General features: G+C 75.8%; 21 protein-coding genes. 9 read left to right on the forward strand and 12 right to left on the reverse strand.

Annotated features, from left to right (window positions below; translation table 11 throughout):
- Positions 1-19: 19 nt before the first annotated feature.
- Together ACL03H_RS17560 and manB are read right to left on the reverse strand one after the other, a co-directional pair.
- Positions 20-922, reverse strand: coding sequence for a DNA-3-methyladenine glycosylase family protein (locus ACL03H_RS17560; protein WP_412812419.1), 903 nt, complete (start codon positions 920-922; stop codon positions 20-22).
- A complete protein-coding gene (gene manB / locus ACL03H_RS17565) occupies positions 922-2,028 on the reverse strand; it encodes a mannose-1-phosphate guanylyltransferase (RefSeq protein ID WP_412812331.1) in 1,107 nt (368 codons plus the stop codon). The genes ACL03H_RS17560 and manB overlap by 1 nt, the downstream gene beginning before the upstream one ends.
- Positions 2,029-2,603: 575 nt before the next feature.
- On the opposite strand from manB, the gene ACL03H_RS17570 reads away from it, so the two are divergent.
- Positions 2,604-2,963, forward strand: coding sequence for a hypothetical protein (locus ACL03H_RS17570; RefSeq protein ID WP_412812332.1), 360 nt, complete (start codon positions 2,604-2,606; stop codon positions 2,961-2,963).
- Positions 2,964-3,007: 44 nt separating this feature from the next.
- Here the strand turns inward: ACL03H_RS17570 and ACL03H_RS17575 are convergent, their stop codons facing one another.
- The 3 genes from ACL03H_RS17575 to ACL03H_RS17585 are packed head-to-tail and all read right to left on the reverse strand — an operon-like array spanning position 3,008 to position 6,244.
- Complete coding sequence (locus tag ACL03H_RS17575; protein WP_412812333.1) at positions 3,008-3,883, reverse strand: glycosyltransferase family 2 protein; 876 nt, start codon at positions 3,881-3,883, stop codon at positions 3,008-3,010.
- Positions 3,884-3,936: 53 nt separating this feature from the next.
- Positions 3,937-5,088: a glycosyltransferase family 4 protein gene (locus ACL03H_RS17580; RefSeq protein ID WP_412812334.1), complete on the reverse strand. Its 1,152-nt coding sequence runs from the start codon at positions 5,086-5,088 to the stop codon at positions 3,937-3,939.
- A gap of 55 nt (positions 5,089-5,143) precedes the next feature.
- Positions 5,144-6,244 carry a glycosyltransferase family 4 protein gene (locus ACL03H_RS17585; protein ID WP_412812335.1) on the reverse strand — a complete coding sequence of 367 codons (1,101 nt, stop codon included), beginning with the start codon at positions 6,242-6,244 and terminating at the stop codon, positions 5,144-5,146.
- Positions 6,245-6,429: 185 nt separating this feature from the next.
- On the opposite strand from ACL03H_RS17585, the gene ACL03H_RS17590 reads away from it, so the two are divergent.
- From ACL03H_RS17590 to sigK, 5 genes are all read left to right on the forward strand, one after another.
- Positions 6,430-7,362 carry a glycosyltransferase family 2 protein gene (locus ACL03H_RS17590; protein WP_412812336.1) on the forward strand — a complete coding sequence of 311 codons (933 nt, stop codon included), beginning with the start codon at positions 6,430-6,432 and terminating at the stop codon, positions 7,360-7,362.
- A gap of 67 nt (positions 7,363-7,429) precedes the next feature.
- Positions 7,430-9,943 (forward strand): glycosyltransferase, encoded by a 2,514-nt coding sequence (locus ACL03H_RS17595; protein WP_412812337.1) that lies wholly within the window; start codon positions 7,430-7,432, stop codon positions 9,941-9,943.
- The gene (locus ACL03H_RS17600) at positions 9,940-10,998 is read left to right on the forward strand and encodes a glycosyltransferase family 4 protein (protein ID WP_412812338.1); all 1,059 of its coding nucleotides are present in this window, start codon (positions 9,940-9,942) and stop codon (positions 10,996-10,998) included. Before ACL03H_RS17595 ends, ACL03H_RS17600 begins: the two co-directional genes overlap by 4 nt.
- A gap of 466 nt (positions 10,999-11,464) precedes the next feature.
- A complete protein-coding gene (locus ACL03H_RS17605) occupies positions 11,465-12,310 on the forward strand; it encodes a hypothetical protein (RefSeq protein ID WP_412812339.1) in 846 nt (281 codons plus the stop codon).
- 184 nt (positions 12,311-12,494) lie between these two features.
- Positions 12,495-13,082 carry an ECF RNA polymerase sigma factor SigK gene (gene sigK / locus ACL03H_RS17610; RefSeq protein WP_412812340.1) on the forward strand — a complete coding sequence of 196 codons (588 nt, stop codon included), beginning with the start codon at positions 12,495-12,497 and terminating at the stop codon, positions 13,080-13,082.
- Here the strand turns inward: sigK and ACL03H_RS17615 are convergent, their stop codons facing one another.
- From ACL03H_RS17615 to rfbB, 6 genes are all read right to left on the reverse strand, one after another.
- On the reverse strand, positions 13,083-14,780 hold the full coding sequence (locus ACL03H_RS17615; RefSeq protein WP_412812420.1) for an ATP-binding cassette domain-containing protein: 1,698 nt from the start codon (positions 14,778-14,780) through the stop codon (positions 13,083-13,085).
- Positions 14,777-16,429 carry an ABC transporter ATP-binding protein gene (locus ACL03H_RS17620; protein ID WP_412812341.1) on the reverse strand — a complete coding sequence of 551 codons (1,653 nt, stop codon included), beginning with the start codon at positions 16,427-16,429 and terminating at the stop codon, positions 14,777-14,779. The genes ACL03H_RS17615 and ACL03H_RS17620 overlap by 4 nt, the downstream gene beginning before the upstream one ends.
- A 186-nt stretch (positions 16,430-16,615) precedes the next feature.
- Complete coding sequence (locus tag ACL03H_RS17625; RefSeq protein WP_412812342.1) at positions 16,616-16,759, reverse strand: SapB/AmfS family lanthipeptide; 144 nt, start codon at positions 16,757-16,759, stop codon at positions 16,616-16,618.
- An 84-nt stretch (positions 16,760-16,843) separates the two neighbouring features.
- Positions 16,844-19,420 (reverse strand): class III lanthionine synthetase LanKC, encoded by a 2,577-nt coding sequence (gene lanKC / locus ACL03H_RS17630; RefSeq protein ID WP_412812343.1) that lies wholly within the window; start codon positions 19,418-19,420, stop codon positions 16,844-16,846.
- 302 nt (positions 19,421-19,722) lie between these two features.
- Positions 19,723-20,640 carry a dTDP-4-dehydrorhamnose reductase gene (gene rfbD, locus ACL03H_RS17635; RefSeq protein WP_412812344.1) on the reverse strand — a complete coding sequence of 306 codons (918 nt, stop codon included), beginning with the start codon at positions 20,638-20,640 and terminating at the stop codon, positions 19,723-19,725.
- Positions 20,637-21,626 carry a dTDP-glucose 4,6-dehydratase gene (gene rfbB / locus ACL03H_RS17640; RefSeq protein WP_412812345.1) on the reverse strand — a complete coding sequence of 330 codons (990 nt, stop codon included), beginning with the start codon at positions 21,624-21,626 and terminating at the stop codon, positions 20,637-20,639. The genes rfbD and rfbB overlap by 4 nt, the downstream gene beginning before the upstream one ends.
- 587 nt (positions 21,627-22,213) lie before the next feature.
- Between rfbB and ACL03H_RS17645 the strand changes: the two genes are divergently transcribed.
- The 3 genes from ACL03H_RS17645 to ACL03H_RS17655 all read left to right on the forward strand — a co-directional run bounded on the left by ACL03H_RS17645 (position 22,214) and on the right by ACL03H_RS17655 (position 25,784).
- Positions 22,214-23,653 (forward strand): LCP family protein, encoded by a 1,440-nt coding sequence (locus ACL03H_RS17645; RefSeq protein ID WP_412812346.1) that lies wholly within the window; start codon positions 22,214-22,216, stop codon positions 23,651-23,653.
- 131 nt (positions 23,654-23,784) lie between these two features.
- Positions 23,785-24,981: an LCP family protein gene (locus ACL03H_RS17650; RefSeq protein ID WP_412812347.1), complete on the forward strand. Its 1,197-nt coding sequence runs from the start codon at positions 23,785-23,787 to the stop codon at positions 24,979-24,981.
- 89 nt (positions 24,982-25,070) lie between these two features.
- Positions 25,071-25,784 carry a TIGR03089 family protein gene (locus ACL03H_RS17655; protein WP_412812348.1) on the forward strand — a complete coding sequence of 238 codons (714 nt, stop codon included), beginning with the start codon at positions 25,071-25,073 and terminating at the stop codon, positions 25,782-25,784.
- Positions 25,785-25,889: 105 nt separating this feature from the next.
- Here the strand turns inward: ACL03H_RS17655 and ACL03H_RS17660 are convergent, their stop codons facing one another.
- Positions 25,890-26,321 carry a DoxX family protein gene (locus ACL03H_RS17660; protein WP_412812349.1) on the reverse strand — a complete coding sequence of 144 codons (432 nt, stop codon included), beginning with the start codon at positions 26,319-26,321 and terminating at the stop codon, positions 25,890-25,892.
- Positions 26,322-26,463: the final 142 nt, after the last annotated feature.

Below are 26,463 nucleotides of genomic sequence, written 5' to 3' on the forward strand. Positions count from 1 at the left end.
GGGCCGGCGATCGCGGGCGTCAGAGGAGGCGGTAATCCCGCGCCGGGAGCCGGGGGCCGAAGCGGGGACGCCTCGCACCGGCGGCGTGGAGGTAGCGCACGGCCCGGTGGCGGTGGCCCGCGTAGGGCGCGAGGGCGTCGAGCATCTCGGCGTCGTCCATCGGGCGGCCCGCCAGCGCGAGACCGACCACGGTCGGCAGGTGGTAGTCGCCGACGCTCACCGCGTCCGGATCGCCCCAGGCGCGCTGCGCGACCTCCGCCGCCGTCCACACCCCGATGCCGGGAACCCGGCGCAGCAGCGCCCGCCCGTCGGCGCCACCGAGTTCGGCGGCTCGCTCCAGCCGGTGCGCGACGCCCGCCGCCGCGATCAGCGTGCGCCGCCGGGCGCCGTCGATCCCGGCCCGGTGCCACTCCCAGTCCCGGATCTCGCGCAGCGCTCGCGGTGCGGGCGGGGAGCACAGCCCGCGCGGGGCCGGGCCGGGCGCGGGAGCGCCGAACCGGCGGCACAGCTCCCGCCACGAGCGCCAGGCCTCGCGGTTGGTCACCTTCTGCTCGAGCACGGCGGCCACCAGCACGTCCCACACCCGGCCGGTGGCGCACAGCCGCAGCCCGGGCGCGGCTCGGCACCCGCGCCGGACGATCTCGTGGGCGGCGGTGAAGCCCGCGGCGTCGTCGTGCGCTCCGAGCAGCCCCGGCACCCGCGCCAGCGCGGCCTCGGCGCCCTCGCCCCAGGACTCGGCCACCACCTCTCCCGAACCGGCGGTCGCCAGACGCAGCGTCGCCGCCCCGCGCTCGGTGGTCGTGGCGAGCCACCAGGTTCCGGAGTCCTCGACCGCGCTGGTGGGGTCGCCGCCGCCCCGGCGCAGGGGGGACAGCACCCGCGCGAGGTCGTGCGGGCCCGGTGGGCGCCAGGAGGTGCTGATCAACGGCGGTCCGCCGAGAACCGCACCCCGCCCGCGGGGATCTCCACGCCCGGCCACACCCGGGCACCGTCCAGCAGCTCGCACTCGTCGCCGATCACCGCGCCGTCACCGATCACCGCGCCGCGCAGCACCACGCCGGCACCGATGCGGGCCCCGGCGCCGAGCACGCAGTCCCGCACCACCGAGTCGGCGCCGACCCGCGCGCCGTCGAACAGCATCGAGCCGCTGATCCGCGCCCCGGTCGCCACCTCGGCCCCGGCGCCGATGGTGCTGCCGCCGTCGACGACGGCGTCCGGGGCGACCCGGGCCTCCGCCAGCAGCAGGGACTCCCCCGGTGCGCCGGGCAGCGCCGCCGAGGGCAGCGAACCGCGCACCAGGTCGGCCGAGCCGCGCACGTAGGCCGCCGGGGTCCCCATGTCCAGCCAGTACGAGGAATCCACGTGGCCCTGCAACCGGGCTCCCCCGGCCAGCAGCCCGGGGAAGGTCTCCCGCTCCACCGACACCCGGCGCCCGGCGGGGATCCGCTCGATCACGGGGCGGCGGAACACGTAGCAACCGGCGTTGATCTGGTCGACCGGCGGGTCCTCGGTCTTCTCCAGGAACGCGGTGACCCGCCCCTCGGCGTCGGTGGGCACGCAGCCGAACTGGCGGGGGTCGTCGACCTTGACCAGGTGCAGCGTCACCTCGGCCGCGGCGCGGCGGTGGGTCTCGACGAGGGAGCGCAGGTCCAGCCCGGAGAGGATGTCGCCGTTGAACACCAGCACGTCCTCGGCGCGCAGCAGGTGCGCGACGTTGCGAATGGCGCCCGCGGTGTCCAGCGGCCGGTCCTCGACGACGTACTCCAGGTCCAGGCCGAACGCGGAGCCGTCGCCGAAGTGCTCGGCGAACACCTCCGACTTGTAGGAGGTGCCGAGCACGACGTGCCGGATGCCGGACTCGCGGATCCGGGCGAGCAGGTGGCTCAGGAAGGGCACCCCGGCCGTCGGCAGCATCGGTTTCGGCGCGGAGAGCGTCAGCGGCCGCAGCCTCATGCCCTGGCCGCCGACCAGCACCACGGCCTCGGCATCGCGCAGCGGGCCGGGCGAACCATCGGGACCGGTGTTCATGCCGGACCTCCTTCCTCGCGCCGGGCTCCCCCGGCCTCCGGTACCGGCACCTGCCCGGGCCGTCCGGGGGGTCTCCCCGAACGGACGCCGGGTGCGCCCGGTAGCTCCTGACGAAAACCCGTTGAGGGGAATACTGTGACAACGACGGCGGCATGATGGGGACCGGGCTCCAGCTCAGTGGAATCGGTCACCTCCCGGCGGAACCGGCAGGTCGGCGCCCGGCGGCGCCGAGCCCGGGGTTCCGGACCCGCCAGGCGGTGCACCGGCGCGCTGTCGCGGGGACCGGCGGGGTGGTGGCACGATGATCGTCGCGGCGCGTCGGGGAGATCCCGCCGGGACGCGGCGACACCGGGCACGCCACCAATGCCGACTCCCGACCGGTGGCGGCGGATACAGTGCGATGACGCGGGCCCGAACCGAACCCCGTGGCGCGGCGCGGGAAGGGCACGCATACCTTGCCGCGTGAGAAGACGAAGGGACCGCGGCGCAGCGAGCACGTCAGCGCCGCACCGCGGTAGCGCGACGGTCGCGACGCGACCGAGAACCCGACGGCGAAAGCATGGAGAGGCACCGCTATGGACCCGCGGGACCGAGCCGACGAGGCATTTGCTCGTGCGCGGGCGAGGGGCGCGTTCGTCGTCACACCGGACAACGCCACCTCGCCGATGGACGCCTCCACGACCGTGCGCATCCCGCGCACCGTGGTCGCCGCCGCCGACGGGGGCACCACCGAGTCCGAGCGGACGACGGCGATCCCGCAGCCCGCCGCGGGATCGCAGCCGCAACGGGCCGAGCAGAACCGGCAGCAGGACGGCTACGGCTGGCCCGCCGAGGACTACGGCCAGCAGTTGCCGCCGAACCCGTACCAGGCGCAGCGCGGCGCGGGGCAGTTCGGGCCGCTGGGCTCCCGGGCGGCCCGGAACCAGCCGTACTGAGCTCGGCGCTCCGGGCGGCGCGACGAGCGCGCCGCCCGGGCCGCTCACTTCGAGCCCGCGCGCACCTCCAGCCGGGCCCGCACCGCCAGCGCCAGCCGCAGCGCGAGCCGCAGCGGTGCCCACACCGCCCCGCGGTGCCGGTCCGCGAGGTACCGGTAGGCGCTGCGGTGGTGCTCCAGCAGCATCTTCCCGGGGGTGCGGGAGGTGGTGTGCCCGCCAACGTGGGTGATCCGCGCGCTGGGCACGTAGACGTTGAGCCAGCCCCTGCTGGCGAGCCGGTCGCCGAGGTCGACGTCTTCGAAGTACATGAAGTAGCGCGGGTCGAACCCGTCCACGCCGTCGAAGGCCTCGCGGCGCAGCAGCAGGCAGGAGCCGGAGAGCCACCCGGCGGTGCGCTCCTCGACCTTCGCGGTGGCCTGCCGGTAGGCGCGGCTCCACGGGTTGCCGGGCCACACCCGGCCGAACACCGCGTGCCCGGCGCCGCGGCCCAGCGAGGGCAGCAGCCGCGCGGAGGGGTAGATGCCGCCGTCCGGTTCGGTGATCAGCGGGCCGAAGGCGCCGCCGCGCGGCCAGCGGGAGGTCGCGGCGAGCAGCTCGTCCAGCGCGAAGGGCGCCCACTCCACGTCGGCGTTGCAGACCACCACCCAGCCGAACTCGTCGCCGAGGGCGGCCACGCCCCGGTTGGCGCCCCCGCCGAAGCCGAGGTTCGCCCCGGTCGGCAGGAATTCGACCTCGTCGCGGGTCTCGGCGGCGCGTTCCGGGGCCCCGTCGGTCGAGCCGTTGTCGGCGAGGACCACCCGCACCTCGCGGGTGGTCGCCGCGGCGATCGAGTCGAGGTTGCGGTCCAGGGTCTCGCCGGGCGAGTAGGTCACGATCACGATGGCGAGCTCGTCGCCGTAGCTGCGGGAGGAGGAGGTCACGCCCGGACATTCTGCCGAACCGCCCGCGGCGGTCGCGGGGCGGTGATCCCGCGTCAGCGGCCGCGGCGGTGCGCGTGATCCGCACGGGAGTAGGCCTCGCGGTGCTGGGCGGCGCAGGCGGCCCACGTGAACTCCTTCGCCCGGCGCTGCGCGGCCGCCGACAGGGCGGAGCGGCGGGCCGGGTCGTCGAGCAGCCCGGTGAGCCCGGCGGCGATCTCGGCGGGCCCGACGCCGCAGTAGGCGACGGCGTCGCCGCCGACCTCGGGCAGGCTCAACCGTCCCGTGGTGAGCACGGCGGCGCCGCAGGCCATCGCCTCCAGCACGGGCAACCCGAAGCCCTCGCCGATGCTCGGGTAGGCCACCACCTGCGCCCCGCCGAGGAAGCCGGGCAGCTCCGCGAACGGCACGTACCCGGCGCGGATCACCCGGACCCGGTGCGGCACCGCCTCCAGCGCGCGCTCCACGCGGGTGTCCCAGCCGGGCTGCCCGGCCAGCACCAGCACCGGGTCGTCGGCCCGGCCCCGGCAGGCCAGCGTGAAGCCCTCGATCAGCGCGGGCACGTTCTTGCGGGGTTCGAGGGCGCCGAGGAAGGCGACGTACGGCTGGTCGCGCAGCCCGAGCCGCTCGCGCACGGCGCGGACCTCCCCCGGCGACGGCGGGTGGAAGTGCTCGGGGTCGACGCCGTGGTACATCACGTGGATGCCCGCGCGGTCGGCACCGGCGCTGCGGGCCAGCTCCTCGGCGGTCGCCTCGCTCGGCACCACGCAGCGGGTGGCGCGGCGCAGCGCGGCCCTGGTCCAGGCGCGGAAGAAGCGGGCCTTGACCGGGGAGTGCAGCGCGGGGTCGGTGAAGAAGGTCGCGTCGTGCAGGGTGACCACGGAGGCGGCCGGGTTGGCCAGCGGCGTCGTGTAGTGCGGCGAGTGCAGCACGTGCGCGCCGAGCCTGCGCACCAGGCGGGGCAGCGTCGTCTGCTCCCAGGTGAGCCGGGCGGTGCGGGTGGCGACGGCCTCGGCGGCCGGGACGATCCGGCTGCGCGGCGCGAGCCGGGAGTACAGCCCGGCGTCCCGGGGCTGGCAGGCCACGCTGAGCTGGGCACCGTCCTGGTCCAGCGCTGCCAGCAGGGAATCCACGTAGCGCCCGACGCCGCCGCGGTCCGCGGGGACGGCGGTGGCGTCGACGAGTAGCTGCGGCTCGCCTCTGTGCACCCGTGCAGGGTACGGGGGTGCCGGTGCCGATCGTGGCGGGTTCCGCAAATCCGGCTCAGCTCCGCTCCAGGTGCGCCCGCCAGACCTCCTCGGCGGCGCGGTGCCAGCCGTACCGCTCGGCCCGGCGCGGGCCGGCCTCGGCGAGCCGGGCGCGCTGGTCGGGGTCCTCGACGACGATGCGCAGCGCGCGGGCGAGGGCGCGCGGGTCGGCGCGGCGCACGGTGAGCCCGGCGCCTCCCGCGACCTCCACCAGCGCCGGGGCGTCGGAGTGCACCACGGGCGTGCCCACCGCCATCGCCTCCAGCACGGGCAGCCCGAAGCCCTCGGCGAGGCTGGGCACGACCAGCGCGGTCGCCTGCCGGAGCAGCACGGCCAGCTCGGCGTCGCCGACGGACCGCAGCACCCGGACCCGGCCCGGGGGCAGGCCGTGCTCGGCGGCGAGGCGCGCCGGGTCGACGTCGCCCCAGCCCGGTTCGCCGACGACGAGCAGCGGCAGCGGCGGCGCGTCCGGGCGGGCGAGGGCCTCGACGAGGTGGGCGTGGCCCTTGCGGGGTTCGAGGGTGCCGAGCACCAGCAGGAAGCGCGGTGGCAGCGCGGCGGCGACGGTCCGGGCGTGGTCCGGGTCGGGCTCGGCGAGCAGCGCCGGGCTCACGCCCTCGCCGACGACGCGCACCGGGGCGCGCAGCGGGATCCGGTTGGCGAGGTCGGCGGCGACGGCCTCGGTGGGCACGACGAGAGCGTCGGCCTCGCGGGCGGCCCGGGCGATCACCCGCCGGTGCCAGGCGGCGCCGCGCGGGGTGAGGGTGTGCGGGTGGGTCCAGGGAACGGTGTCGTGCACGGTCACCACCAGGCCGCGGCCCCGCCTGCGCGGCGGGGCCAGGGGGGTCGGGGCGTGCGCGGAGTCACCGCCGGGCCAGGGCGGCAGTCCGCGCTCCCAGGCCGCGACGAGGGCTCGGCGGGGCAGCGGGAGGACCCGGGTGCCGACGCCGTCCACGCCGATCCGGGCGGGGTCGCCGGAGCGGCTGGTCGCGGCGGTCACCTCCCAGCCTCGGGGCGCGGTGGCCGCGAGCGCGGTGAGCAGCTCGCGGGTGTAGCGCCCGGTTCCTCCGGGCACCGCGGCGAGCAGCTGCTCGGCGATCACGACCAGTTCAGGCACCGGCTCACCTTAGCCACCGGCGACGGAGATCCCGCCCGCTTCGACCGGCGGATCCGGGAGATGTCGCGGAAACCACGCCGCGACGAGCACCGCTCCCGCTGCCGGTGGGCACCCGGTGCGCAGGCGCCCACCGCGAGCACGGGTTCGTCCGCCGGGGGCGGGAGCGGCCCGGCTAGGGTTCGGGCGTGGGCCGGAGCGGGGGCGGGGCGCGGAGCACCGTCGTGGTGGTGACGTGGCGCGGGCGGGCGCACCTGGCCGCCTGCCTGGACGCGGTCGCCGCCCAGGACCGTCCACATCGGATGCTGGTGGTGGACAACGCCTCCGCGGACGGTTCCGCCGAGCTGCTCGCCACCCATCCCTCGCGGCCGGAAGTGCTGCGGTTGCCCCGCAACCTCGGCTACGCCGGAGGGATGGCGGCGGCGCTGCGGCGGGTGGGCACGCCGCTCATGGCCTGGCTCAACGACGACGCGGCCCCGGAAACCGGCTGGCTCGCCGCCCTGGAGGACGCGCTGGACGCGGACGAGGGCGCGTGGGCGGCGGCCTCGGTGCTGCGGACCCCGGAAGGCGCGGTGCAGTCCGCCGGGGTGCGGCTCACCGCCAACGGGCGCGGAGCCGACCTCACCGCCCCGCCGGCCGAGCGGGAGGTGTTCGGCTTCTGCGGCGGTGCGGCGCTGCTGCGCCGCGACCGCCTGCGCGCGGTGGGCGGGGTCCCGGCCGGGTTCTTCTGCTACTACGAGGACACCGACACCGCGTGGCGGCTGCGGCTCGGCGGTGGCCGGGTGGTGCTGGCGCCCGGTGCCGAGGTCGTGCACCTGCACGGCGCGAGCACCCGGCCCGGTTCGGCGCGCTTCCACCGCTGGAACGAGCGGAACCGGCTGCTGATGCTGCTGCGCTGCGCCCCGGCGCGGGTCGCGGCCCGCGAGCTGGCCCGGTTCGCCGCGCTGACCGCGGTGCTGCCGCTGCGCCGCCTGCGCGGGGCCCCGCGGCCTCCGGCGAACTTCCGGCTCGGGCTGCGCCTGCGGGTCCTCGCGGAGCTCGCCGCCCGCGCCCCGGCGGCGCTGCTCGCCCGCCGCCCCGCCCCCTCCCGCGCCGAGGTCTGGGCCCGCTGGTCGAGGTGACCGGCCCGCCGACGGCGGTCGGCGGACCAGGTGCGGCGCGGATCGGGGAATAGGGCAGGCTGGGAGCGTGGCTGACACCCCCGACCCCGCTGCGCTGCCCGCCGTCTCCGTGATCGTGGTCAACCACCGCGGCGCCGAGGACACCACCACCTGCCTGCGCGCGGTGCGCGACGAGCTGGACTACCCGGCCGACCGGCTGGAGCTGATCTGCGTCGACAACACCCCCGGATCCGCCGAGGCCGCCCGGATCCGGGAGGCGGTCCCGGAAGCGGCGGTGCTGGAACCGGGCGCGAACCTGGGCTTCGCCGGGGGCTGCAACCTCGGCGCGCGGGAGGCCACCGGGCAGGTTTTGGCCTTCCTGAACAACGACGCCCGCCCTGACCGGGACTGGGTGCGGGCGGCGGTGGCGGTGCTGCGCGCCGAGCCGACGGTCGGCGCGGTGGCCAGCAAGGTCCTGGACTGGGAGGGCGAGCGGGTCGACTTCGTCGACGGCGGGCTCACCTGGTTCGGCATGGGCTACAAGCGGCACGCGGGCGAACCGGACCACGGCGGTCACGACGCGCCCCGCGACGTGCTGTTCGGCACCGGGTCGGCGCTGTTCGCGCGCGCCGAGCTGTTCGCCGCGCTGGGCGGTTTCGACGAGCGCTTCTTCATGTTCTACGAGGACGTGGACCTGGGCTGGCGGCTGAACCTGCGCGGCTGGCGGGTGCGCTACGAGCCCCGGTCGCTGGCCTTCCACCGCCACCACGCCTCGATGGCGCAGGTGTCCTCGGCGCGGGAGCACTTCCTGCTGGAGCGCAACGCGCTGGCCGCGCTCTACAAGAACGTCTCGGACGAGACCCTGGCGAAGGTGCTGCCCGCCGCGATGGCCCTGTCGGTCCGGCGCGCCACCGCGCGCGGCGACATCGACGCCGAGCAGCTGGAGATGACCCGCCGCCCGGAGGGCCCGGACTTCGACGACGACGTGCCGATCTCGCGGGACGCGCTGGCGGGGATGCTCGCGATCGACCAGTTCGTCGAGCTGCTGCCGCAGCTCAAGGAGGCCCGCGAGGCCGAGCAGGCGGCCCGGGTCCGCACCGACGCGGACCTGGTCCCGCTGATGCGCAAGGCGATGGAGCCCGCCTACCCGCTGCCGCGCTACCTCGCCGCGCACGAAGCGCTGGTCGAGGCGTTCGGCCTGGACGAGGTGTTCGGGCGGCCGCGCCGGATCGCGATCCTCACCGGGGACGCGGTGGCGGAGCGGATGGCGGGCCCGGCGATCCGCGCCTGGCACATGGCCGAGGTGCTCGGGGCCGAGCACGAGGTGCGGCTGGTGAGCGTGAACGCGCACGTGAACCCGCCGGAGTCGGCGTTCCCGGTGGTGGCGGCGAAGCCGCGCGAGCTGGGCGGGCACGTGGACTGGGCCGACGTCGTGGTGGTGCAGGGGCACGTGCTGGAGATGGTGCCCGCGCTCAAGCACGCCGACTCCACCAAGATCGTGGTCTGCGACGTGTACGACCCGATGCACCTGGAGCTGCTGGAGCAGGGCCGCGACACCGACGACGAGCGCCGCGCCGCCGACCTGCGGGGGGTGACGACGGTGCTGAACGCGCAGCTCGAACGCGGCGACTTCTTCCTGTGCGCCTCCGAGCGGCAGCGGCACTTCTGGCTCGGGCACCTGGCCTCGCTGGGCCGGTTGACACCGGGCCTCTACGACTCGGACCCGACGGTGCGCTCGCTGCTGGAGGTGGTGCCGTTCGGGTTGTCCTCGGTGGCGCCGCGCCGCACCGGGCCGGCGATCAAGGGCGTGCACCCCGGCATCAGCGCCGACGACAAGGTGGTGCTCTGGGCCGGGGGCGTCTACAGCTGGTTCGACCCGCTGACGCTGCTGCGCGCGGTGGACCGGCTGGCGGGGCACCGGCACGACCTGCGGCTGTTCTTCCTCGGCATGAAGCACCCGAACCCGGACGTGCCGGAGATGGGCATGGCGGACCGGACTCGGCACCTGGCGAACCGGCTCGGCCTCACCGGCGAGCACGTGTTCTTCAACGAGACCTGGGTGCCCTACGCGGAGCGGCAGAACTTCCTGCTGGACGCGGACTGCGGCGTCACCTCGCACTACGAGCACGTGGAGACGACCTTCGCGTTCCGCACCCGGGTGCTGGACTACCTGTGGTCGGGGTTGCCGGTGGTGACCACCGACGGGGACTCCTTCGCCGACCTGGTGCGCCAGGAGGGGCTGGGCGTGGTGGTCCCCGCCGAGGATCCGGAGGCGCTGGCGGCGGCGCTGGAGCGGGTGCTCTACGACGCCGAGTTCGCCGCGTCCTGCCGGGAGCGCATCGAGGTGGTGCGGGAGCGGTTCACCTGGGAGTCCGTGCTGGCGCCGCTCGCGGAGTTCTGCCGCGATCCGCGTCCGGCGGCGGACCGGCTGCGCGCCTCGTCCCCGCTGACCCGCTCCCCCGTGCCGGGCCGGGCGGAGTCGGTGCGCCGGGACGTGGCGCTGCTGCGGGAGTACCTGGACGCGGGCGGCCCGCTGGAGGTCGCGAAGCGGGCCGGGGGCCGGTTGCGGAGGCTGGCCGGCGAGCGGCTGCGCCACAGGTGAGCCCGCTGCGCGTCCTGCTCGACGGCACGCCGCTGCTGGGCAGGCGGACCGGGATCGGGCGCTACGCGCTGTCGCTGAGCGCCGAGCTGGGCCGGATGTCCGATGTGGACGCCCGCGCGGTCGGGTTCACCGCCCGGGGCTGGCGGGAGCTGCGCTCGGCGGTGCCGGCCGGGGTGCGGGCGGCGGGACTGCCGGTCCCGGCGCGGGCGCTGCGGGCGGCCTGGCGGCGCGCGCCGTTCCCCCCGGTGGAGCTGCTGGCGGGGCGGGCCGACGTGGTGCACGGGACGAACTTCGCGTTGCCGCCGTCGCTGCGCGCCGGTGGCGTGGTGACGGTGCACGACCTGGCGTTCCTGGACGCGCCGGAGGAGGCGCCGGAGCCGGGGTTCGCGGAGCTGGTGCGCTCCTCGGTGCGCCGGGCCGCGGTGGTGTGCACGCCGACCGAGGTGGTCGCGGAGTCGGTGGCGGAGCGGTTCGGCGTGGCGCGGGAGCGGATCGCGGTGACGCCGCTGGGCGTGGACCCGGCGTGGTTCGCGGCGACGCCGCCGGACGCGGAGCTGCACCGGCTCGGGCTGCCGGAGGACTACCTGGTGTTCGTGGGCGCCCCCGGACCGCGCAAGGGCGTCGAGGTGCTGCTGCGCGCGCACGACCGCGCGCTGCCGCCGCTGGTGGTGGCCGGGCCGGGAGAGGCGCGGCAGGTGGGCACGGTGCTGCGCACCGGGTACCTGCCGGAGCCGGAGCTGCGCCGGGTGGTCGCGGGCGCGCGGGCCCTGGTGCTGCCCTCGCGGGACGAGGGCTTCGGTCTCCCCGCGCTGGAGGCGCTGGCCTGCGGGGTGCCGGTGGTGTGCTCGGACCTGCCGGTGCTGCGCGAGGTCACCGGCGGCCTCGCCGAGTTCGTGCCGCACGGCGACGCCGAGGCGCTGCGCGCGGCGCTGCTGCGGGTCGCGGCGGCGCCGCCCGATCCGGCCGCGGCCGCCGCCCGCCGGGCGCGGGCCGCGGAGTTCAGCTGGCGCGGCTGCGCCGAGGCGACCCTCGCGGCCTACGAACGGGCTCGTTGAGCGATCGGGTATCCGCGGCGGGCTGATCCGTGCGATGCTGCCCCTCCCGCCGCGCGCTCGGAGTCCTTCGGAGCCGACCGGCCCCCGGATTGGTCCATCCCGGATTGTTTTCCGAATCGATGCGAAAGCCTCGCGAGCACCCCGTGCACAATCACACAGAAATGCGACCAATCGAATCGCGACCGGACTCCTCACCCGCGAACGAACCACCCTTTCCCCTGCGATCCCCTAATAGCCCCGACACCACTAGGGGCCTTGCCCCGTACCGGGGGCGGAGCGCGCGGATCTAGCTTGTGAGCACGAACGGAGCAGCCGGCGGCGCGAAGACCACGGTGCGATCGGAATCCGGTTCACCGGATCGAGACGGCTCGGTGGCGGCTGTGCGGCGGACTTCTGATGGTCTTGCCGGAACTGCTCCGGACTGCTTCCGCGGAAACGCCGAACGGAGAACCGAACAGTGCTGACGGTGTACGAATTGTTGCGTCGGGTGGCAACCGACGCGCACTCCCGCGCGGAGTTCACCGAACAGCCGCGGCAATTTCTGGACGAGGCGGGACTGCGGGAGCTCAGCAATGCGGACGTGGTGCACGTCGCCTCGCTGGCACTCGACCACGCACCGGTCGAGATCGTCGACGAGTTCACCAGGGCCCTGCCCCCGGGCCTGATCGCGCTCGCCGTCGACGGCGGCGGCGTCACCACCGACGACCTGATGCCGTTCCTCGTGAACGGTCCTGACGACTTGGAGTCGACAATGGCAACCCCGGAGATCTTCACCGCGCTCGGCGACGTCGAAGACGTGCTGTCCTCGACCGCCCGCACCACCGACGTGCAGTCGACCGAGAACAGCGGCAACAGCACCGAGATGTCCCGCAGCGAGGACGACACCGCCTCGGGCAACGAGGTCGGCGCTCCCGTCGGCAACGGCAACGAGGTCGGCCTCATCGGCGACATCAACACCGGCGACATCAGCGGCCTGACCGGCGACCTGAACGCGGGCAACGTCGCGGGCATCGGCGTCACCGACGTCGTCGGCGGCGTCACCGACACCGTCGGCGGCGTCCAGGGCGGCGACCTCACCGGTGGCATCGAGGACATCACCGGCGCGGGCGACCTCACCGGTGGCATCACGGCCGGCCTGCAGGACCTGGGCGGGCTCGAGGGCGGCGACGTGACCGGCGCGCTGCCGATCGACGACGTGGTCGGCGGGGTCGCCCCGATGGCCGACGTCATGGCCCCGCTGACCGGTGCCGACGGCCCCGTCGGCGCCGTCGAGGGCACCGTGAGCGACCTCACCGGTGGTCTGGACATCTGATCCGGACCGGTCCGGAAGGGCCACCCGGCGGCATCGCGCCGCCGGGTGGCCCTTTTTTCGCGACCGCCCGGTTCGTTCCGAAGAAGCGGTTCGACCCGTCTCCGGCGCCCGCGGCATCGAAGATGAGAGCAGGAACGTCGGTAGCGGCGGTCGTCGCGGGGGGCGGCCGGAGGCGGAGGAGAGCATGTGGCAGCCCGTCGTCGACGGGAGACGAACAGCGGGGGAGCGGGACCCGGTCGAGGAGCTGCTGCTCCGGGTGGGGGCGGGAGAGGTCGAGGCGTTCGCGCCGCTCTACGACCGCACCGCCCTGCCCGTGCACGCGGTCGCCCGCGCCGTGCTCGACGACGCGGGCCAGGCCGAGGAGGTCACCCAGGAGACGATGGTCGAGGTGTGGCGCACCGCCGCCCGCTACCGACCGGAGCAGGGCCGCGCGCTCGCCTGGGTGCTCACCCTGGCGCGCAGGCGCGCGGTGGACCGGCTGCGCTCGGTGCGCTCCGCGCGGGCCCGGGACGCCCGCTTCGCCGCCCGCTCGCACGAGGTCGCGCACGACTCGGTGGTGGAGGCGGTGCTGGTGCGCGGCGAGCACCGGCAGGTGCGGCGCTGCCTGGCGGCGCTCACGGCGTTGCAGCTGGAGTCGGTGACGCTGACCTACTACGGCGGCCTCACCTACCGGGAGGCGGCGGAGCGGCTCTCGGCGCCCGCGGCGACGGTGAAGACCCGGCTCCGGGACGGGCTGATCCGGCTCCGGGACTGCCTGGACGCGGCCGGTTGATCAGGTGCCGGACCAGGCCCGCATGAGCTCGGCGTAGGAGGCGGACTCCGCGAGCAGGTCGCGGTGGGTCCCGAGGCGCGTCTCCCGGCCGTCCAGCAGCAGCACCCGGTTCGCGCGGTGGGCGGAGGCGAGCCGGTGCGCGATGACCACCAGCACCCCGCCGCGGGCTGCGAGAGCGCGTTCGGCTCGGGCCTCGGCCGGGCCGTCCAGGTGCGCGGCGGCCTCGTCGAGGACCACGATCCGCGCCGGGCTCGCGTGCACCCGGGCGAGCGCGAGCAGCTGCCGCTGCCCGGCGGACAGGCCCGCTCCCCCGTGCCGCACCGGGCCGTCGAGCCCGCCGAGCTCGCGCACCAGCTCGCCCGCGCCGACCTCCTCGGCGGCGGTGCGCAGCCGCTCGTCGGGGGCTCCGGCGGCCAGCAGCGCCAGGTTCTCCCGCACCGTCCCGGCGAACAGGTAGGTCTCCTGCGGGGTGAAGGCGATGAGCCGGTGCCGCTGCGCGGGGTCGAGCTCCCCGACGGGGACGCCTCCCACGCGCACCGAGCCGCTGAGGGGCGCGGTGGTGCCGGTGAGCAGCCCGGCGAGGGTGGACTTGCCGATGCCGCTGGGGCCGATCACCGCGAGGTGGTCGCCGGGCCGCAGGTCGAGGTCGAGGCCGCGCAGCACCGGCTCGGCGTGCTCGCCCCAGCGGTGGGTGAGCCCGCGGACCTCGACGTCGGCCCCGGCCGCGACGCCGGCCGGGCGTTCCTCCGCGGCGGGACGGATCTCGCCGAGCCGGTGCAGCGCCACGAGCAGCCGCAGCAGCACCGAGCCGGTGGCGGCGGCCAGCCCGTGCAGGGCGGGCTGCACGGTGCCGGTGACGTAGACCAGCGCCCCGAGGACCGCGCCCGCGCTGAGCCGCCCGGAGGCCACCGCCGAGGGCGCGGCCAGCAGCACCAGCAGCACCGGCAGGAGCCCGCCGATGCCGATCACGAGGGTGCGCAGCGCGGTGGCGGTGGCCATCCGCGCGGCGGCCCGCGCCTGGGCGTCGACGGCGGTGCGCACCGAGGCGAGCGCCTCGCGCTGGGCTCCGCAGGCGACCACGTCGCGCATTCCGGCGAGCACCGCGCCCGCCTCGCCCGCGGCGCGCTCGTCGGCCAGCGCCACCCCGCGCTGCCCGCGGGCGAGGGCGGGCAGCAGCGCCCCGAACGCCAGCAGCGCCAGCAGCACCGGCGGGGCCACGGCCCACAGCAGCACCGGGTCCAGCGCGCCGACCCCGGCGAGCGCGGCGAGCACGGCCACCAGCAGGCTCCGGCCCTGCACCAGCAGCCCGGCCGTGGCGTCCCGCACCACTTCGACGTGCTGGGTGGTGCGGGCGATGCCTGCCGCGTCGGGTCCACCGCGCGGCTGCGCGGTCTCGTGCAGCACGTCGCGGACGACGCGGCGCACCAGCGCGTCCCGCAGCGGTTCGACGATCGCGCCGAGGCGGCTCCACACGATCCGGGACCCGGCGGCGCCGAGCACGGCGGTGGCGGCGAACGCGAGCAGCCAGGCCGCGCCGAGGTCGATCCGCCCGGCGGCGAAGCCGTGGTCCACGGCGGCGCGCACGAAGGCTCCGGAGCACAGCGCGGGCGCGGCCTCCAGCGCGGAGCAGGCCAGCAGCACCGCCGCACCGCGCCGGTGCCGGAGGAGGTGGCGGCGGTAGTCGGCGGCGACGCTCAGCACTGGTCGTCCCCGGTGAACACGGCGCGGTAGGCCGGATCGCCCCACAGCTCCCGGTGCGGGGCGGCGGCGCGGACCCGGCCCTCGTCCAGCCACACCACGAGGTCGGCGCGGGCCGCGGTGCCCGCCCGGTGCGTGACGACGAGTCGGGTGCGGCCGGGCAGCGCGGTGGTCAGCGCCCGCTCCACCCGGACCTCGGTGACGGTGTCCAGGCCCGCGGTCGCGTCGTCGAGCACCAGCAGCCGGGGCCGCCTGGCGAGCGCGCGGGCCAGTCCGAGCCGCTGCGCCTCCCCTCCCGACAGCGGGGTTTCGGCGAGCGGGGTGCGGTAGCCGCCGGGCAGCCGGGTCACCAGCTCGTGCACCTGGGCGGCGCGGCAGGCGTCCGCGACGTCGACCCGCGCGGCCCCGTAGGACACGGCGGCGGCGACGGTGCCGCCGAGCAGCGCCGGGCGGGCGGGCGCGAAGCCGGTCAGGGCGGCCGCGTCGAGCTCGGCCAGCGGCACGCCGTCCAGCAGCACCTCTCCCCGGTCCGGCGGGAGCAGGCCCGCGACGACCTCGGCGAGAGCGGACTTGCCCGCCCCGGAGCGCCCCACCACGGCCACGATCGTCCCGGCCGGGACGAGCAGGTCGATGCCGCGCAGGGCGCCCTCGACGACGACCCCGCGCAACCGGACCTCGCCCGGGCCCTCCGGCGCGGGGCGGGTCCCGGAGCGTTCCGGACGCGGCGAGCGAACCTCGTCGAGGCGGACCGCGCAGGAGCGGGCCCGCGACAGCGCGGTGAACGCCCCGGGTCGGCGCACGATCCCGAGCCCGGTGGTGGCGTAGCCCAGCGCCGCGAGCACCTCGCCGAGGCTGAGCCGCCCGGCGAGCACCCCGGTCCCGGCGGCTCCGAGCACGGCGATCTGCACCAGCGGCACGAGCAGACCGGCCCGCCACACCAGCCGGGCCTGGGTCCGCCAGGTGCCGGCGCCCGCGGCGGCGAGCCGATCGAGCGGGCGCAGCACCCGCGCGGCTTCCTGCTCGGCGACCCCGGCGGCGGCGATGGTGCGCAGCCCGGCGACCGCGTCCAGCAGCCGCGCCCCCAGTTCCCCGGAGGCCTCCTGGTAGGCCAGCAGGTCCGCGGCGGTGCGCCGCAGGTGCGTCCGGGCGAGCCGCGCCGCGAACGGCACCGCCACCAGGTACACCAGCGCGATCCGCCAGTCCAGCAGGAACAGCGCGGTCACCGCGCCCACCGCCAGCAGCGCGGCGGTGCCGAGGTCCACGACCGTGGCGGTGATCTGGCCCGCCCCGGCGCAGTCGCCGGTGAGCCTGCTCACCGCGTCGCCCGGCGGCAGCGGGCCGCGGTGCCCGAGCCGCACCAGGCGTTCCGCCAGCTCGGAGCGCAGCTGCGCGGTGGTGCTCGCGGTGGTCCGGGCCGACAGCAGCCCGCTGAGCACCTGCGCCGCCACCCCGCCCGCGCCGAGCAGCAGCGCCCACAGCACCGGGCCGAGCACCCCGCCGCCCGCGACGGCGGCGTCCACGGCGGTCGCCGTGGCCTGCGGCAGCAGCAGCGCGCATCCGGTGGCGGCCAGCGCGGTGAGCACCAGCAGCAGCACCGGCCGGAGCTGCGCCCGGACGGCGGCGAGCAGCAACCGGTCTTCGTTCGCCATGCGGCGCCTTCCTCCTCCGTCCGGCGGTCGTGCGAGCGCGGCCGATCGACCGGCAGGCGGTGGGCGGACGCGCCGGGCCCTGGCAAGCTCGGCGCGGGAGCGGCGCACCAGTCCTGCGCCGCTCCCGCCCCTCCCAGCCCGCCGGCGGACTCAGCGGTCCGCCGCGAGTGCGACGGCCTGCGTCCGTCAGTGGCAGGTGAGGAGGCTGACCGTGCTGTTGGCGCAGGAGGCCAGCAGGCTCAGGTTGCTGCCGTTGTCACCGCCACCACCGCCGCCGAACGAGGCGTCCTCGTGCGCTTCCAGCTCCTGCAGCTGCAGCACCATCTCCATGATCGTTCCCTTCTCCAGTGGACCGGGCGGTCTTCCGCCCGGGGTTCGCGAGGACGCGGTTCGCGCGTCCGGTGGGGCCCGGGATCAGGGCTGGTCCCCGAGGAACGGCAGCACCCGTCCGTGCCCGTCGAGCACCGCCGCGACGGTGGCGAGCACCCCGGCGCCGCCGGTGGCGACGTCCATCGACAGCCGCAGCAGCTGGTTGCCGGGCATGGCGATCCCGTCCGCACCGATCGGCACCGCGTGCCAGCCCAGCGCCGCCAGGTGCGCGTCGATGTCCGCGCGGAGGCGCGGATCGGGGTCGCGCCGGTCGGCCGCCGCCAGCGCCGCCAGCAGCCCGCAGCGACCGTGCAGCAGCCCGGGGTGGATGACGAACTCGCCGGAGCAGGCCGCCAGCAGTTCCGGTTGCCGGTGCAGGCATTCCGCCCCGGGGTGGCGCCGCGCGAGCTCTTCGGCGACCAGCGCGATGCCCGCGCTGCCGACGCCCAGGTAGGGCAGGGTTCGGGAGCCGTCGCGCACCTGGCTGCCGCCGCCGTCGACGGGCGCGCACTCGTCGAGGTCCCGCAGCAGCGCCCGGTCGGCCAGCTCCAGCCAGTCGCGCTCGCCGGTCTCGTCGTGCAGGTGCGCGAACAGCAGCGCGGGCCCGGACCAGCCCGCGAGCAGCCCGGCCCGCCCGACCCCGTCCGATGTCCCGGGTTCGCCCGCCTCTCCGACGGGCTCGGACGCGCCGGTGGGCTCGGCCAGCTCCTCGGCCAGCCCGTCGGCGAGGTCCAGCGCGCGGTGCAGCAGGTCGCGGTCGTCGCGGCGGCGCGCGAAGTGCAGCAGCGTCAGCGCGATGCCCGCCCGCCCACCCGCGTAGCCGCGGTCCGCGGTCCGGCGGGCCGCGTCCGCCGAGGCCTCCAGCAGGTCGTCCGCGGCGTCCCGGTGCCCCAGCCCGTCCAGCGCGTACGCGATCCCGTGCGCGCCGTCCAGCAGCCCCGGCCGGGTCGGCAGGGTGCGGCGCACCGCCGCCAGCAACCAGCGCTCGTGCTCCGGGAAGCGCCCGGCACCCGCTTCGGCGAGCGCGTGCAGCACCCCGGCCGCACCGTGCGCGAATCCGGTGCCACCGCTGCGGAACTGCTCGATGTCGCCGGGGAACAGCCGGTCCGCCCGCTCCGGGGTGGCGCTGCCGAGGACGCCGGCGGCGAGGCCCGCGCGGACCGCTCCCCAGTCCGGGGCGGCCCGGTCCAGCTCGGTCGTCGCCGGCCGCGCGTCGGCGGGCAGCAGCCGCTCGCGCACCGCCGCCGCGAACTCCGGCGGCAACCCGAAGCGCTCGCGCACCACGGCCAGCAGCGCGTCGAGCCTGCCCGGGGCCAGCTCCAGCAGCGGGTTCAGCGGCAGGAACAACCACAGCGCGAGCGCGGCCAGGGCGCGTCGGTCCACCTCCGGCCCGCGCACCCCGGCGGGGGCGCGGAAACCGGGCGCGCCCAGCGCGGGCCGGGGCGCGTCGGCGTCCAGCGAGGCCATCTCGAAGTCGACCAGCGCGACCGAGTCGTCCTCGTCGACCAGCACGTTCAACGGGTGCAGGTCGCCGAACACGACGCCGCGCCGGTGCACCTCGGCGACCAGCTCGCGGACCCGCTCCAGCAGCGCCAGCGCGCGCTCGGCGTAGCGGGCGCGGTCCTCGGCGGTGGCCGCGCCCCGGGTCAGCGGGTAGTGGCGCGCCAGCCAGGAACCCAGCGAGCGACCGGGCATCAGCTCCATCGCGAGGAAGGCGTGCTCCCACACCGGCAGCAGCTCGTGCGCCCCGGGAACCCCGGGAACCCCGGCCAGCCGCCGCAGCACCGCGTGCTCGCGGCGCAACCGGGCCCGCGCGTCGGTGCCGTCGCGGTCCAGCCCGGCGTGCGGGCGGGCCTCCTTGAGCACCACCTCGGCGCCGTCGGATTCGCGGACCGCGCGGTACACCCCGCCGCCGTTGGAGAAGTGCAGCGAGGACGTCACCCGGTACGGGAACCGCTGCGGCTCCCCGGCCCGGCGCGCCGCCAGGTGCGGTTCCAGGAATGCGGGCAACCGCACCCATCCGGGCACCGAGAAACGCGGTCCGCGCTCGTCGGGAACGAGTTCGCCGTCGGGCCGCCGCACCGCGAGCACCCGGTTCCCGCCCCGTTCCGCCCACCGCTGCTCGAATCCGCCGTAGCGCACGTGCACGGGACCGGAACCGAATCGCAGATCGCTCAGCACGTACGGTCCCGGTTCCCCGTCGAGCAGCGCGGCGAGCTCGCGCACCACCCGTTCCAGCTGGACGTCGTCGACCGGATAAACCGTGATGAACTTACCGCTCCCGGAACGGGGCGCGTATTTCGAGTTCCGGGCCAGCAGCGCTTCGCGATCGCGCAGGTGCTTGAACGCGACGCGATTGCGCAGGCAGTGGTCACCGGCGATCCGCAGCACCCGCTCCGCGTTCGCGAGGGTGGCCGAGACGTGCACCTTCCAGCCCTGATCGGGCAGCGGGACGCCGGTCGGGCGCAGCATCCGCCAGGTCCCCGAATCGTGCTCGAACCAGCCGCCGGGTTCCGGGACCGCCAGCATCCGAGCGTATTCACCGGAATCGCCGGCGGAACCGGTCCACTCGTCGAAGAAGAGCGGATCGGCGAAGCAGAAAGCTTCGTACCGGAGATCCATGGCGCACCTTTCAGCGAACAGCGATCTGGAAATTCCCGCGACAACTCGTCGATGCCGACGCCCCCTCGGTCGCAGTGAGATTTCCTCACGGACCGAACCCGGAAGCCAACCCGCCGAATCAGTGATCGCTCTAGCCTCGAAGAGTGACTACCTAGGTCTCGTTACCCGAAAGTACCGAGTGCGGTGCGGAGTCGAGAACGATCCGATCTCACCCGTTCGCCTGTAACACCGGCACTGGCAGCGCGCACGGGAATGGCGCGCCGGAGGCACCGGAATCGAATGCAGGAACGCGCGCGGGCCGCTCAGCCGCGCAGCGCGGCACCGTCCTGCGCGAAGGCCTCCGCCAACGCGGCCCGCCAGTGCCGCAGCGGGGTCAGCCCCGACTCGGTCCACGAGCGCGACGAGAGCACCGAGTACGCCGGGCGCGGAGCCGGGCGCGGGAAGTCCGCGGTCGTGCAGGGACGCACCCGCTCCGGATCGGCGCCGAGCTCGGCGAACACCGCCCGCGCGAAGCCGTACCAGCTGGTGCTCCCGGCGTTGGTGCAGTGCAGCACCCGCCGCCCCGGATCGCGCCGCGCCGCCAGCAGCCCGGCCAGCTCCAGCAGGCCGGCCGCGAGGTCACCGGTCCAGGTCGGCGCGCCGATCTGGTCGTCGACCACGGTGACCTCCGGGCGCTCCCCGGCGAGGCGCGCCATGGTCTTCACGAAGTTGCCGCCCCCGGCGCCGTAGACCCACGCGGTGCGCACCACCCAGGAGCGCTCCGCGGCCGCCAGCACCGCGCGCTCCCCCGCGAGCTTCGTGCGCCCGTAGGCGGTGCGCGGCCCGGTCGGGTCCTCGGGCTCGTAGGGCCGCCCGGCGTCCCCGGCGAAGACGTAGTCGGTGGAGACGTGCGCCAGCGGCACCCGGCGCACCGCGCACGCGCGAGCGAGCGCGGCGGCACCCGCCTCGTTGATCGCGGCCGCCGCCTCCGGCTCGCTCTCCGCCGCGTCCACCGCGGTGTGCGCGGCGGCGTTGAGCACCACCGGGCGCAGGTCGTTGTCCCGCGCGGTCTCGGCGAACGAGTCCACCGCGTCCCGGACGTCCTGCTCGTCGCGGAGGTCGAGCTCTCCGGAACCGGGGGCGTGCACCAGCCCGGCGAAGCCCTTGGCGCGACGGCTGAGCTCGCGGCCGAGCTGGCCGCGCCCGCCGGGAACCAGCAGCGCGATCCGTCCTGCGCTCATCCGACGACCAGCGCCCGCTCCTTGAGCGGCTCCCACCAGGCCCGGTTCTCCCGGTACCAGCGGATCGTCTCCGCCAGGCCCTCGTCGAAGCCCACCACCGGGCGGTAGCCGAGCTCATCGGCGATCTTCGAGTGGTCCACGGAGTAGCGGCGGTCGTGGCCCTTGCGGTCCTCGACGCGGCGCACCAGCGCGGGATCCGCGTCCAGCTCGGCGAGCAGCCGCTCGGTCAGCCGGAGGTTGGTGAGCTCGGTGCCGCCGCCGATGTTGTAGATCTCACCCGGCCGCCCGGACTCGGTCACCAGCTGAATTCCCCGGCAGTGGTCGGTGACGTGCAGCCAGTCCCGCACGTTGCCGCCGTCGCCGTAGAGCGGGACCGGTTTGCCGTCCAGCAGGTTCGTGATGAACAGCGGCAGCATCTTCTCGGGGAACTGGTACGGGCCGTAGTTGTTCGAGCAGCGCGTCACGCAGACGGGGAGTCCGTGGGTGCGGAAGTAGGCCCGCGCCAGCAGGTCCGATCCCGCCTTCGCCGCCGAGTACGGCGAGTTCGGCTCCAGCAGGTGATCCTCGGGCCAGGACCCCTCGTCGATGGAGCCGTAGACCTCGTCGGTGGACACGTGCACGAACCGGCTCACCTCGGCCGCCAGCGCGGCCTGCAGCAGCACGTCGGTGCCGACGACGTTGGTGCGGACGAAGTCCGAGGAACCCCGGATCGATCTGTCCACGTGGGACTCGGCGGCGAAGTGCACCACCACGTCCACCCCGCGCATCACGTCCGCGACCAGCTCCGCGTCGCAGATGTCCCCGCGCACGAAGCGGAGCCGCGGGTCGTCGGCGACCGGGCGCAGGTTCTCCTCGTTGCCCGCGTAGGTCAGCTTGTCCAGCACCACGACCTCGGCGTCGGCGAAGGCCGGGTGCTGCCCGCCGAGGACCTGCCGCGCGTAGTGCGACCCGATGAAACCGGCACCACCGGTGATCAGAACTCGCATGGGACCTTCCCTGGGAGGGCTGGGCGGACCGGCGCGGGCCGGGCCGGGACTTCCGCGGGCAGTCTGCCACGCTCCCGACCGCGGAAAGTCACGGTGCCCGTGCACTCGCGGTGGTCGACGTGGGTCCGCCGTTCGAGTGACGTCGATCGTCCCGCCCGCGCGCAACCCCGGTGACAGATCACCGTTAGCCTGCACGGTGACCCCGCCGAAAATCACCCCGGCGAGGTGTAACGCTCGCATGGCAGGCCCAAGGAGGATTCGGCGTGGACGACCGGTCGCGACGGCCAGGTGGCCCACCAGGGCAACCCGGCAGGCCTGTTCCCCCGCGCGGCCCGCAAGGCAGCCCACCGGGCCGCCCCCGCCCCGGTGCGACGCCCCAGGGCGGACGTCCCTCCCCCGGCGAACCCCGCAAACCCGCGCCCGCGGACCGCGGCGCACCTCCGGAGCGCCCGGCGCGGCGCGGCCGGGGCGACCGACCGCGCGACCCCGCCGCCCCGCCGGCGCCGCCACCGCCCGACGAGCTGGCGCGCGCGTCCCGCCGCCGCGACGACTCCCGTCGCGGTGGGAGCGCCGTCGGCCGCACCGTGGTGGCGCTGCTGTCCGTCGTGGTGCTCGGCACCACCGGCTACGCCTGGGGCACGCTGCGCAACCTGAACAACGGGCTCTCCGGCAGCGACGTGATCGGCAGCGGGCTGAACTCGCCCGACGGCGCCACCGACGTGCTGCTCATCGGCAACGACAGCCGCACCGACGCCGACGGCAACCCGCTGCCCGAGGACGTGCTCAGGACCCTGCGCACCACCGACGACGAGGGCGGCGACCTCACCGACACGATGATCCTCATGCGCATCCCCAACGGGGGTCAGCGCGCCAGCGCGGTGTCCTTCCCGCGCGACACCCTCGTGGAGCTCGGCAACGGCTACGGGGAGCAGAAGCTGAACTCCGCGCTGGGTCGGGCCAAGAGCGAGGCGCGGCACGAACTGGAGGCCGAGGGCGTCACCGATTCCCGGGAGCTGGAGCTGCGGTCCAAGGCCGAGGGCCAGAAGTTCCTGATCAAGACCATCGAGGAGCTGGCGGGCGTCAGCATCGACCACTACGCCGAGGTCAACCTGCTGGGCTTCCACGACATCACCACGGCCGTCGGCGGCGTCGACGTGTGCCTGCTGGAGGACGTGGACGACAGCGACTACTCCGGCGCGGTCTTCGAGGCGGGCCCGCAGACGATCGCGGGCGCCGACGCCCTGGCCTTCGTCCGCCAGCGGCACGGACTGCCCCGCGGCGACCTGGACCGCGTCGTGCGCCAGCAGGTGTTCATGTCCGGGCTGGCGGGCAAGATGCTCTCCAGCGGGACCCTGAGCGACCCGACCAAGCTCAGCGCGCTGATGGAGGCGCTGAAGAAGTCCGTCGTGCTGGACCAGGGCTGGGACGTCGTCGACTTCGCCCAGCAGATGTCGGGCATCGCGGGCGGCGACATCGACTTCCAGACCATCCCGGTCGAGCTGGTCGGCGAGTCCGGTGTGGAGGACGTCGAGGCGAACCCGCGCGAGGTCAAGCAGTTCGTCGACAACCTGCTGCTGCCGCCCGCCGAGCGGCAGGCCAAGGAGCAGGCGGCCAAGGCCGCCGAGGAGCAGCGCAGCGGCACCACGGTGAGCGTGTTCAACGCCTCCGGGGAGACCGGGCTCGCGAGCGAGGTGCTCAGCGCGCTGAGCGAGGAGGGCTTCGCCCAGGGCGGCAGTTCCAACGCGGACTCGATGCCCAGCTCGCTGGTCTACCACGCGCCGGGCGACGAGGCCGTGGCGCAGCAGGTGGCCGACTCGCTCGGCGGACTGCCGCTGCGGGAGAGCAGCAACCTCGGGCAGGGCACCGTCGAGGTCTACGTCGGCGGCGACTACCAGGGCCCCGGCGCGCAGAACTTCGCCGGGCGCGGGCAGATCCGGCTCGACGGTCCGCGCCCGCTGCCCGCGCAGCAGAACCCGAACGGCCCGGAGGAGCCGATCACCGCCGGCGGGGTCCCCTGCGTGAACTGATCACCGACACCGCCGCGCCGACCGCCGAACGCCCGCGCTCGGCGGGCCGCTCCCGCTAAGGTGGATCGACCTGTGATCGGCCCGCCGCGGGGCGTCCGACCGGGCCGGGTCGCCGCACCGGGGGAGGGATCGTGGCCGACGAACAGCTGCCGCCCGACCGCGCGGACGCGCGGGCACCGGAGTCGGCGGCGGCGCGGCCGCCCCGGGGACGGCGATTGCTGCGGATCGGCGGCCGGGCCCTGCTCGCGCTGCTGTCCGCGTGCGCGCTGGCCGTGACCGCCGCCGGGTGGACCGCGCTGGACCAGCTCAGCGGCGAGGTGAGCAGCTCGGAGGTCCTCGTCGAGGAGCCGCCGGACGCGCCCCGGGCCGACGACGGCGCCACCGACGTGCTGCTGGTCGGCAGCGACAGCCGCACCGACGCGCGGGGCGAGCCGCTGCCGCTGGACGTGCTGCGCGCCCTGCGCACCGAGAGCACCAGCGGGCTCAACACCGACACCCTGATCCTGCTGCGCGTCCCGCACGACGGTGCGCGACCCACCGCGGTCTCGCTGCCCAGGGACACCTCGGTCCCGGTGCCCGGAGGCGGCACCCAGAAGATCAACGCGGTGTACGGCCTGGCGAAGGCGGCCGCGGGTCGGCGAGGCGCGGACGAGGCCGCGGCGCGACTGGCCGGGCAGCGAGCCCTGGTGCGCAGCGCGCAGGACCTCGCCGGGGTCCGGGTGGACCACTACGCGGAGGTGAACCTGCTCGGCTTCTACGAGGTCACCGAGGCTCTGGGCGGGGTCGAGGTGTGCCTGCGGCAGGCGACCAGCGACAAGGACTCCGGCGCCGACTTCGCCGCGGGCAGGCAGACGGTCTCGGGCGGTGACGCGCTGGCCTTCGTCCGCCAGCGGCACGGGCTGCCCCGGGGGGACCTGGACCGGATCGTGCGCCAGCAGGTGTTCCTGGCGGCCGTGACGCACGAGCTGCTGTCCACCGGGACGCTCACCGATCCGGCGAAGCTGGCGGAGCTGCGGGACGCGGCGGGGCGGTCGGTGGTGCTCGACCGGAGCTGGGACATCGCCGGGTTCGCCGCGCGGATGGAGGACCTCGCCTCGGGCGGCGTGCGGTTCGTCACGCTGCCGGTGCGCTCCACGGCCGCGCGCGACGAGCACGGGCAGAGCGTGGTGGCGGTGGACCGGGCCGAGGTCCGCGAGTTCGTCGCCGGGCTGGTCCACCCCTCCGGTTTCTCCGGCGGCGGCGCGGTCGCCCTGGACGGGGGCGCCCGCCGCGCGGCCCCCGCGCCGCGGAACCCCATCACCTCCGACGGCATCCCCTGCGTGAACTGACCGCTCCCGATCCGGTCCCGTCGACGGGGAGGCCGCCGGCCACCGGCACCCCGGCGACGGCCGCGGCGACGGGCTCCTAGGCTGCGGGGATGAGCATCACGCAGGCACTGCTGGGGCCGCTGGTGGCGGCGGGATCGCCGAAACCGCTGATCACGCACTACGACGACGCCACCGGCGCGCGCGTGGAGCTGTCCCGGGCCACCGCCGCGAACTGGGCGGCGAAGACGGCGAACTGGCTCGTGGACGAGCTGGACCTGGAACCGGGTGCGCCGGTCTCGGTGGCGCTGCCCGCGCACTGGCAGACCCTCGGGGTGCTGCTGGGCGCCTGGTGGTGCGGGGCGCACGTCGTCGCCGAGCCCGCGGGTGCCGAGGTCGCGTTCGCGCCCGCCACCGCCCTGGAGTCCGGGGCCGGGGCGCACGTCGTGGCCGCGGTCGGGCTGGACCCGATGGGTGGGCCGGTGCGCGGACTTCCCGCCGAGGTCGTGGACTACGCCACCGACATCCGGGTGCACGGCGACGACTTCGCCCCGCGCGGCCCGGTTCCCGGCAGCGCCCCCGCGCTCTGCGGGTCCAGCGTGGACGAGGTGCTGGGCAGGGCCGCGGAGCGGGCGGCGGCGCTGGGCGTCGAACCGGGCGCCCGGGTGCTGTCCGCATTGGAGTGGACGCTGCCCGGGGGCGTGCTGGACGGGCTCCTGTCCGTGCTGTCCGCCCGGGGTTCCCTGGTGCAGGTGAGCAACCCGGACCCGGCGAAGGCCGAGCGCCGCCGCGCGGACGAGCGCACGACCGTCGAGCTGGGCGGCTGACCGCCGCTGGCGCCGGGCCGGACGCGCGTCACCGGCCGACCCCCGCCGCGGAGCCGTCGCCGCGAACCCCTCCCCCGGTTCGCGGCGCTCCCGCGAGGCGGCGGCTCAGGCGTTGACGGCGGCCCGGTCCGAGGTACCGCGGTTCCGGAACAGGCCCGGCACGGTGTAGGCGGATCCGCTGAAGCCGAGCGCGAGGCTGGCCGCGGCGAGCACCAGCACGTACTCGAAACCACCGTCGGTGGCGAAGAAACCGCTGCTGAGGTGCGCGGTCACCAGGGCGCCGAGCATGATCGCCGCCAGCAGCACCCCGGCGACGGGCAGCAGCACGCCGAGGATCAGCGCGAGCCCGCCGAGCAGTTCCACCAGTGCCGTGAACCAGGCCGCGATCCCGGGCAGCGGGATGCCCATCTGCTCGAAACCGCTGCCGACGTTGCCGATCCCGTTGAGCACGAACTTCTGGTAGGCGTGCAGGACGAAGGTCACGCCGATGACCAGCCTGGCCAGCAGGAGCGCGGCGTCGCGGAGGTGGTGCTGCATGGATTCACCTTTCGAGGGGGCTCGATGTACCGACCGCCCAGCATATACATGAAACTTCAAGTAAAAGTCCGAATGGGAAACTGGTCACGGCTCCCGGGCGCGAAGTTCGGCCGCCCGACGGCGCACCCGGCCTCCGATCGTC

The sequence above is a fragment of the Saccharopolyspora antibiotica genome (assembly GCF_047200635.1).
GTDB lineage: Bacteria > Actinomycetota > Actinomycetes > Mycobacteriales > Pseudonocardiaceae > Saccharopolyspora_C.

What these genes read in the sequence shown, in the direction of transcription:
- sigK (WP_412812340.1), top strand. Translation starts at nt 12,495, where the DNA reads ATGTGGCAGCCCGTCGTCGACGGGAGACGAACAGCGGGGGAGCGGGAC.
- ACL03H_RS17570 (WP_412812332.1), top strand. Translation starts at nt 2,604, where the DNA reads ATGGACCCGCGGGACCGAGCCGACGAGGCATTTGCTCGTGCGCGGGCG.
- rfbB (WP_412812345.1), bottom strand. Translation starts at nt 21,626, where the DNA reads ATGCGAGTTCTGATCACCGGTGGTGCCGGTTTCATCGGGTCGCACTAC.
- manB (WP_412812331.1), bottom strand. Translation starts at nt 2,028, where the DNA reads ATGAACACCGGTCCCGATGGTTCGCCCGGCCCGCTGCGCGATGCCGAG.
- ACL03H_RS17620 (WP_412812341.1), bottom strand. Translation starts at nt 16,429, where the DNA reads ATGGCGAACGAAGACCGGTTGCTGCTCGCCGCCGTCCGGGCGCAGCTC.
- rfbD (WP_412812344.1), bottom strand. Translation starts at nt 20,640, where the DNA reads ATGAGCGCAGGACGGATCGCGCTGCTGGTTCCCGGCGGGCGCGGCCAG.
- lanKC (WP_412812343.1), bottom strand. Translation starts at nt 19,420, where the DNA reads ATGGATCTCCGGTACGAAGCTTTCTGCTTCGCCGATCCGCTCTTCTTC.
- ACL03H_RS17660 (WP_412812349.1), bottom strand. Translation starts at nt 26,321, where the DNA reads ATGCAGCACCACCTCCGCGACGCCGCGCTCCTGCTGGCCAGGCTGGTC.
- ACL03H_RS17625 (WP_412812342.1), bottom strand. Translation starts at nt 16,759, where the DNA reads ATGGAGATGGTGCTGCAGCTGCAGGAGCTGGAAGCGCACGAGGACGCC.
- ACL03H_RS17655 (WP_412812348.1), top strand. Translation starts at nt 25,071, where the DNA reads ATGAGCATCACGCAGGCACTGCTGGGGCCGCTGGTGGCGGCGGGATCG.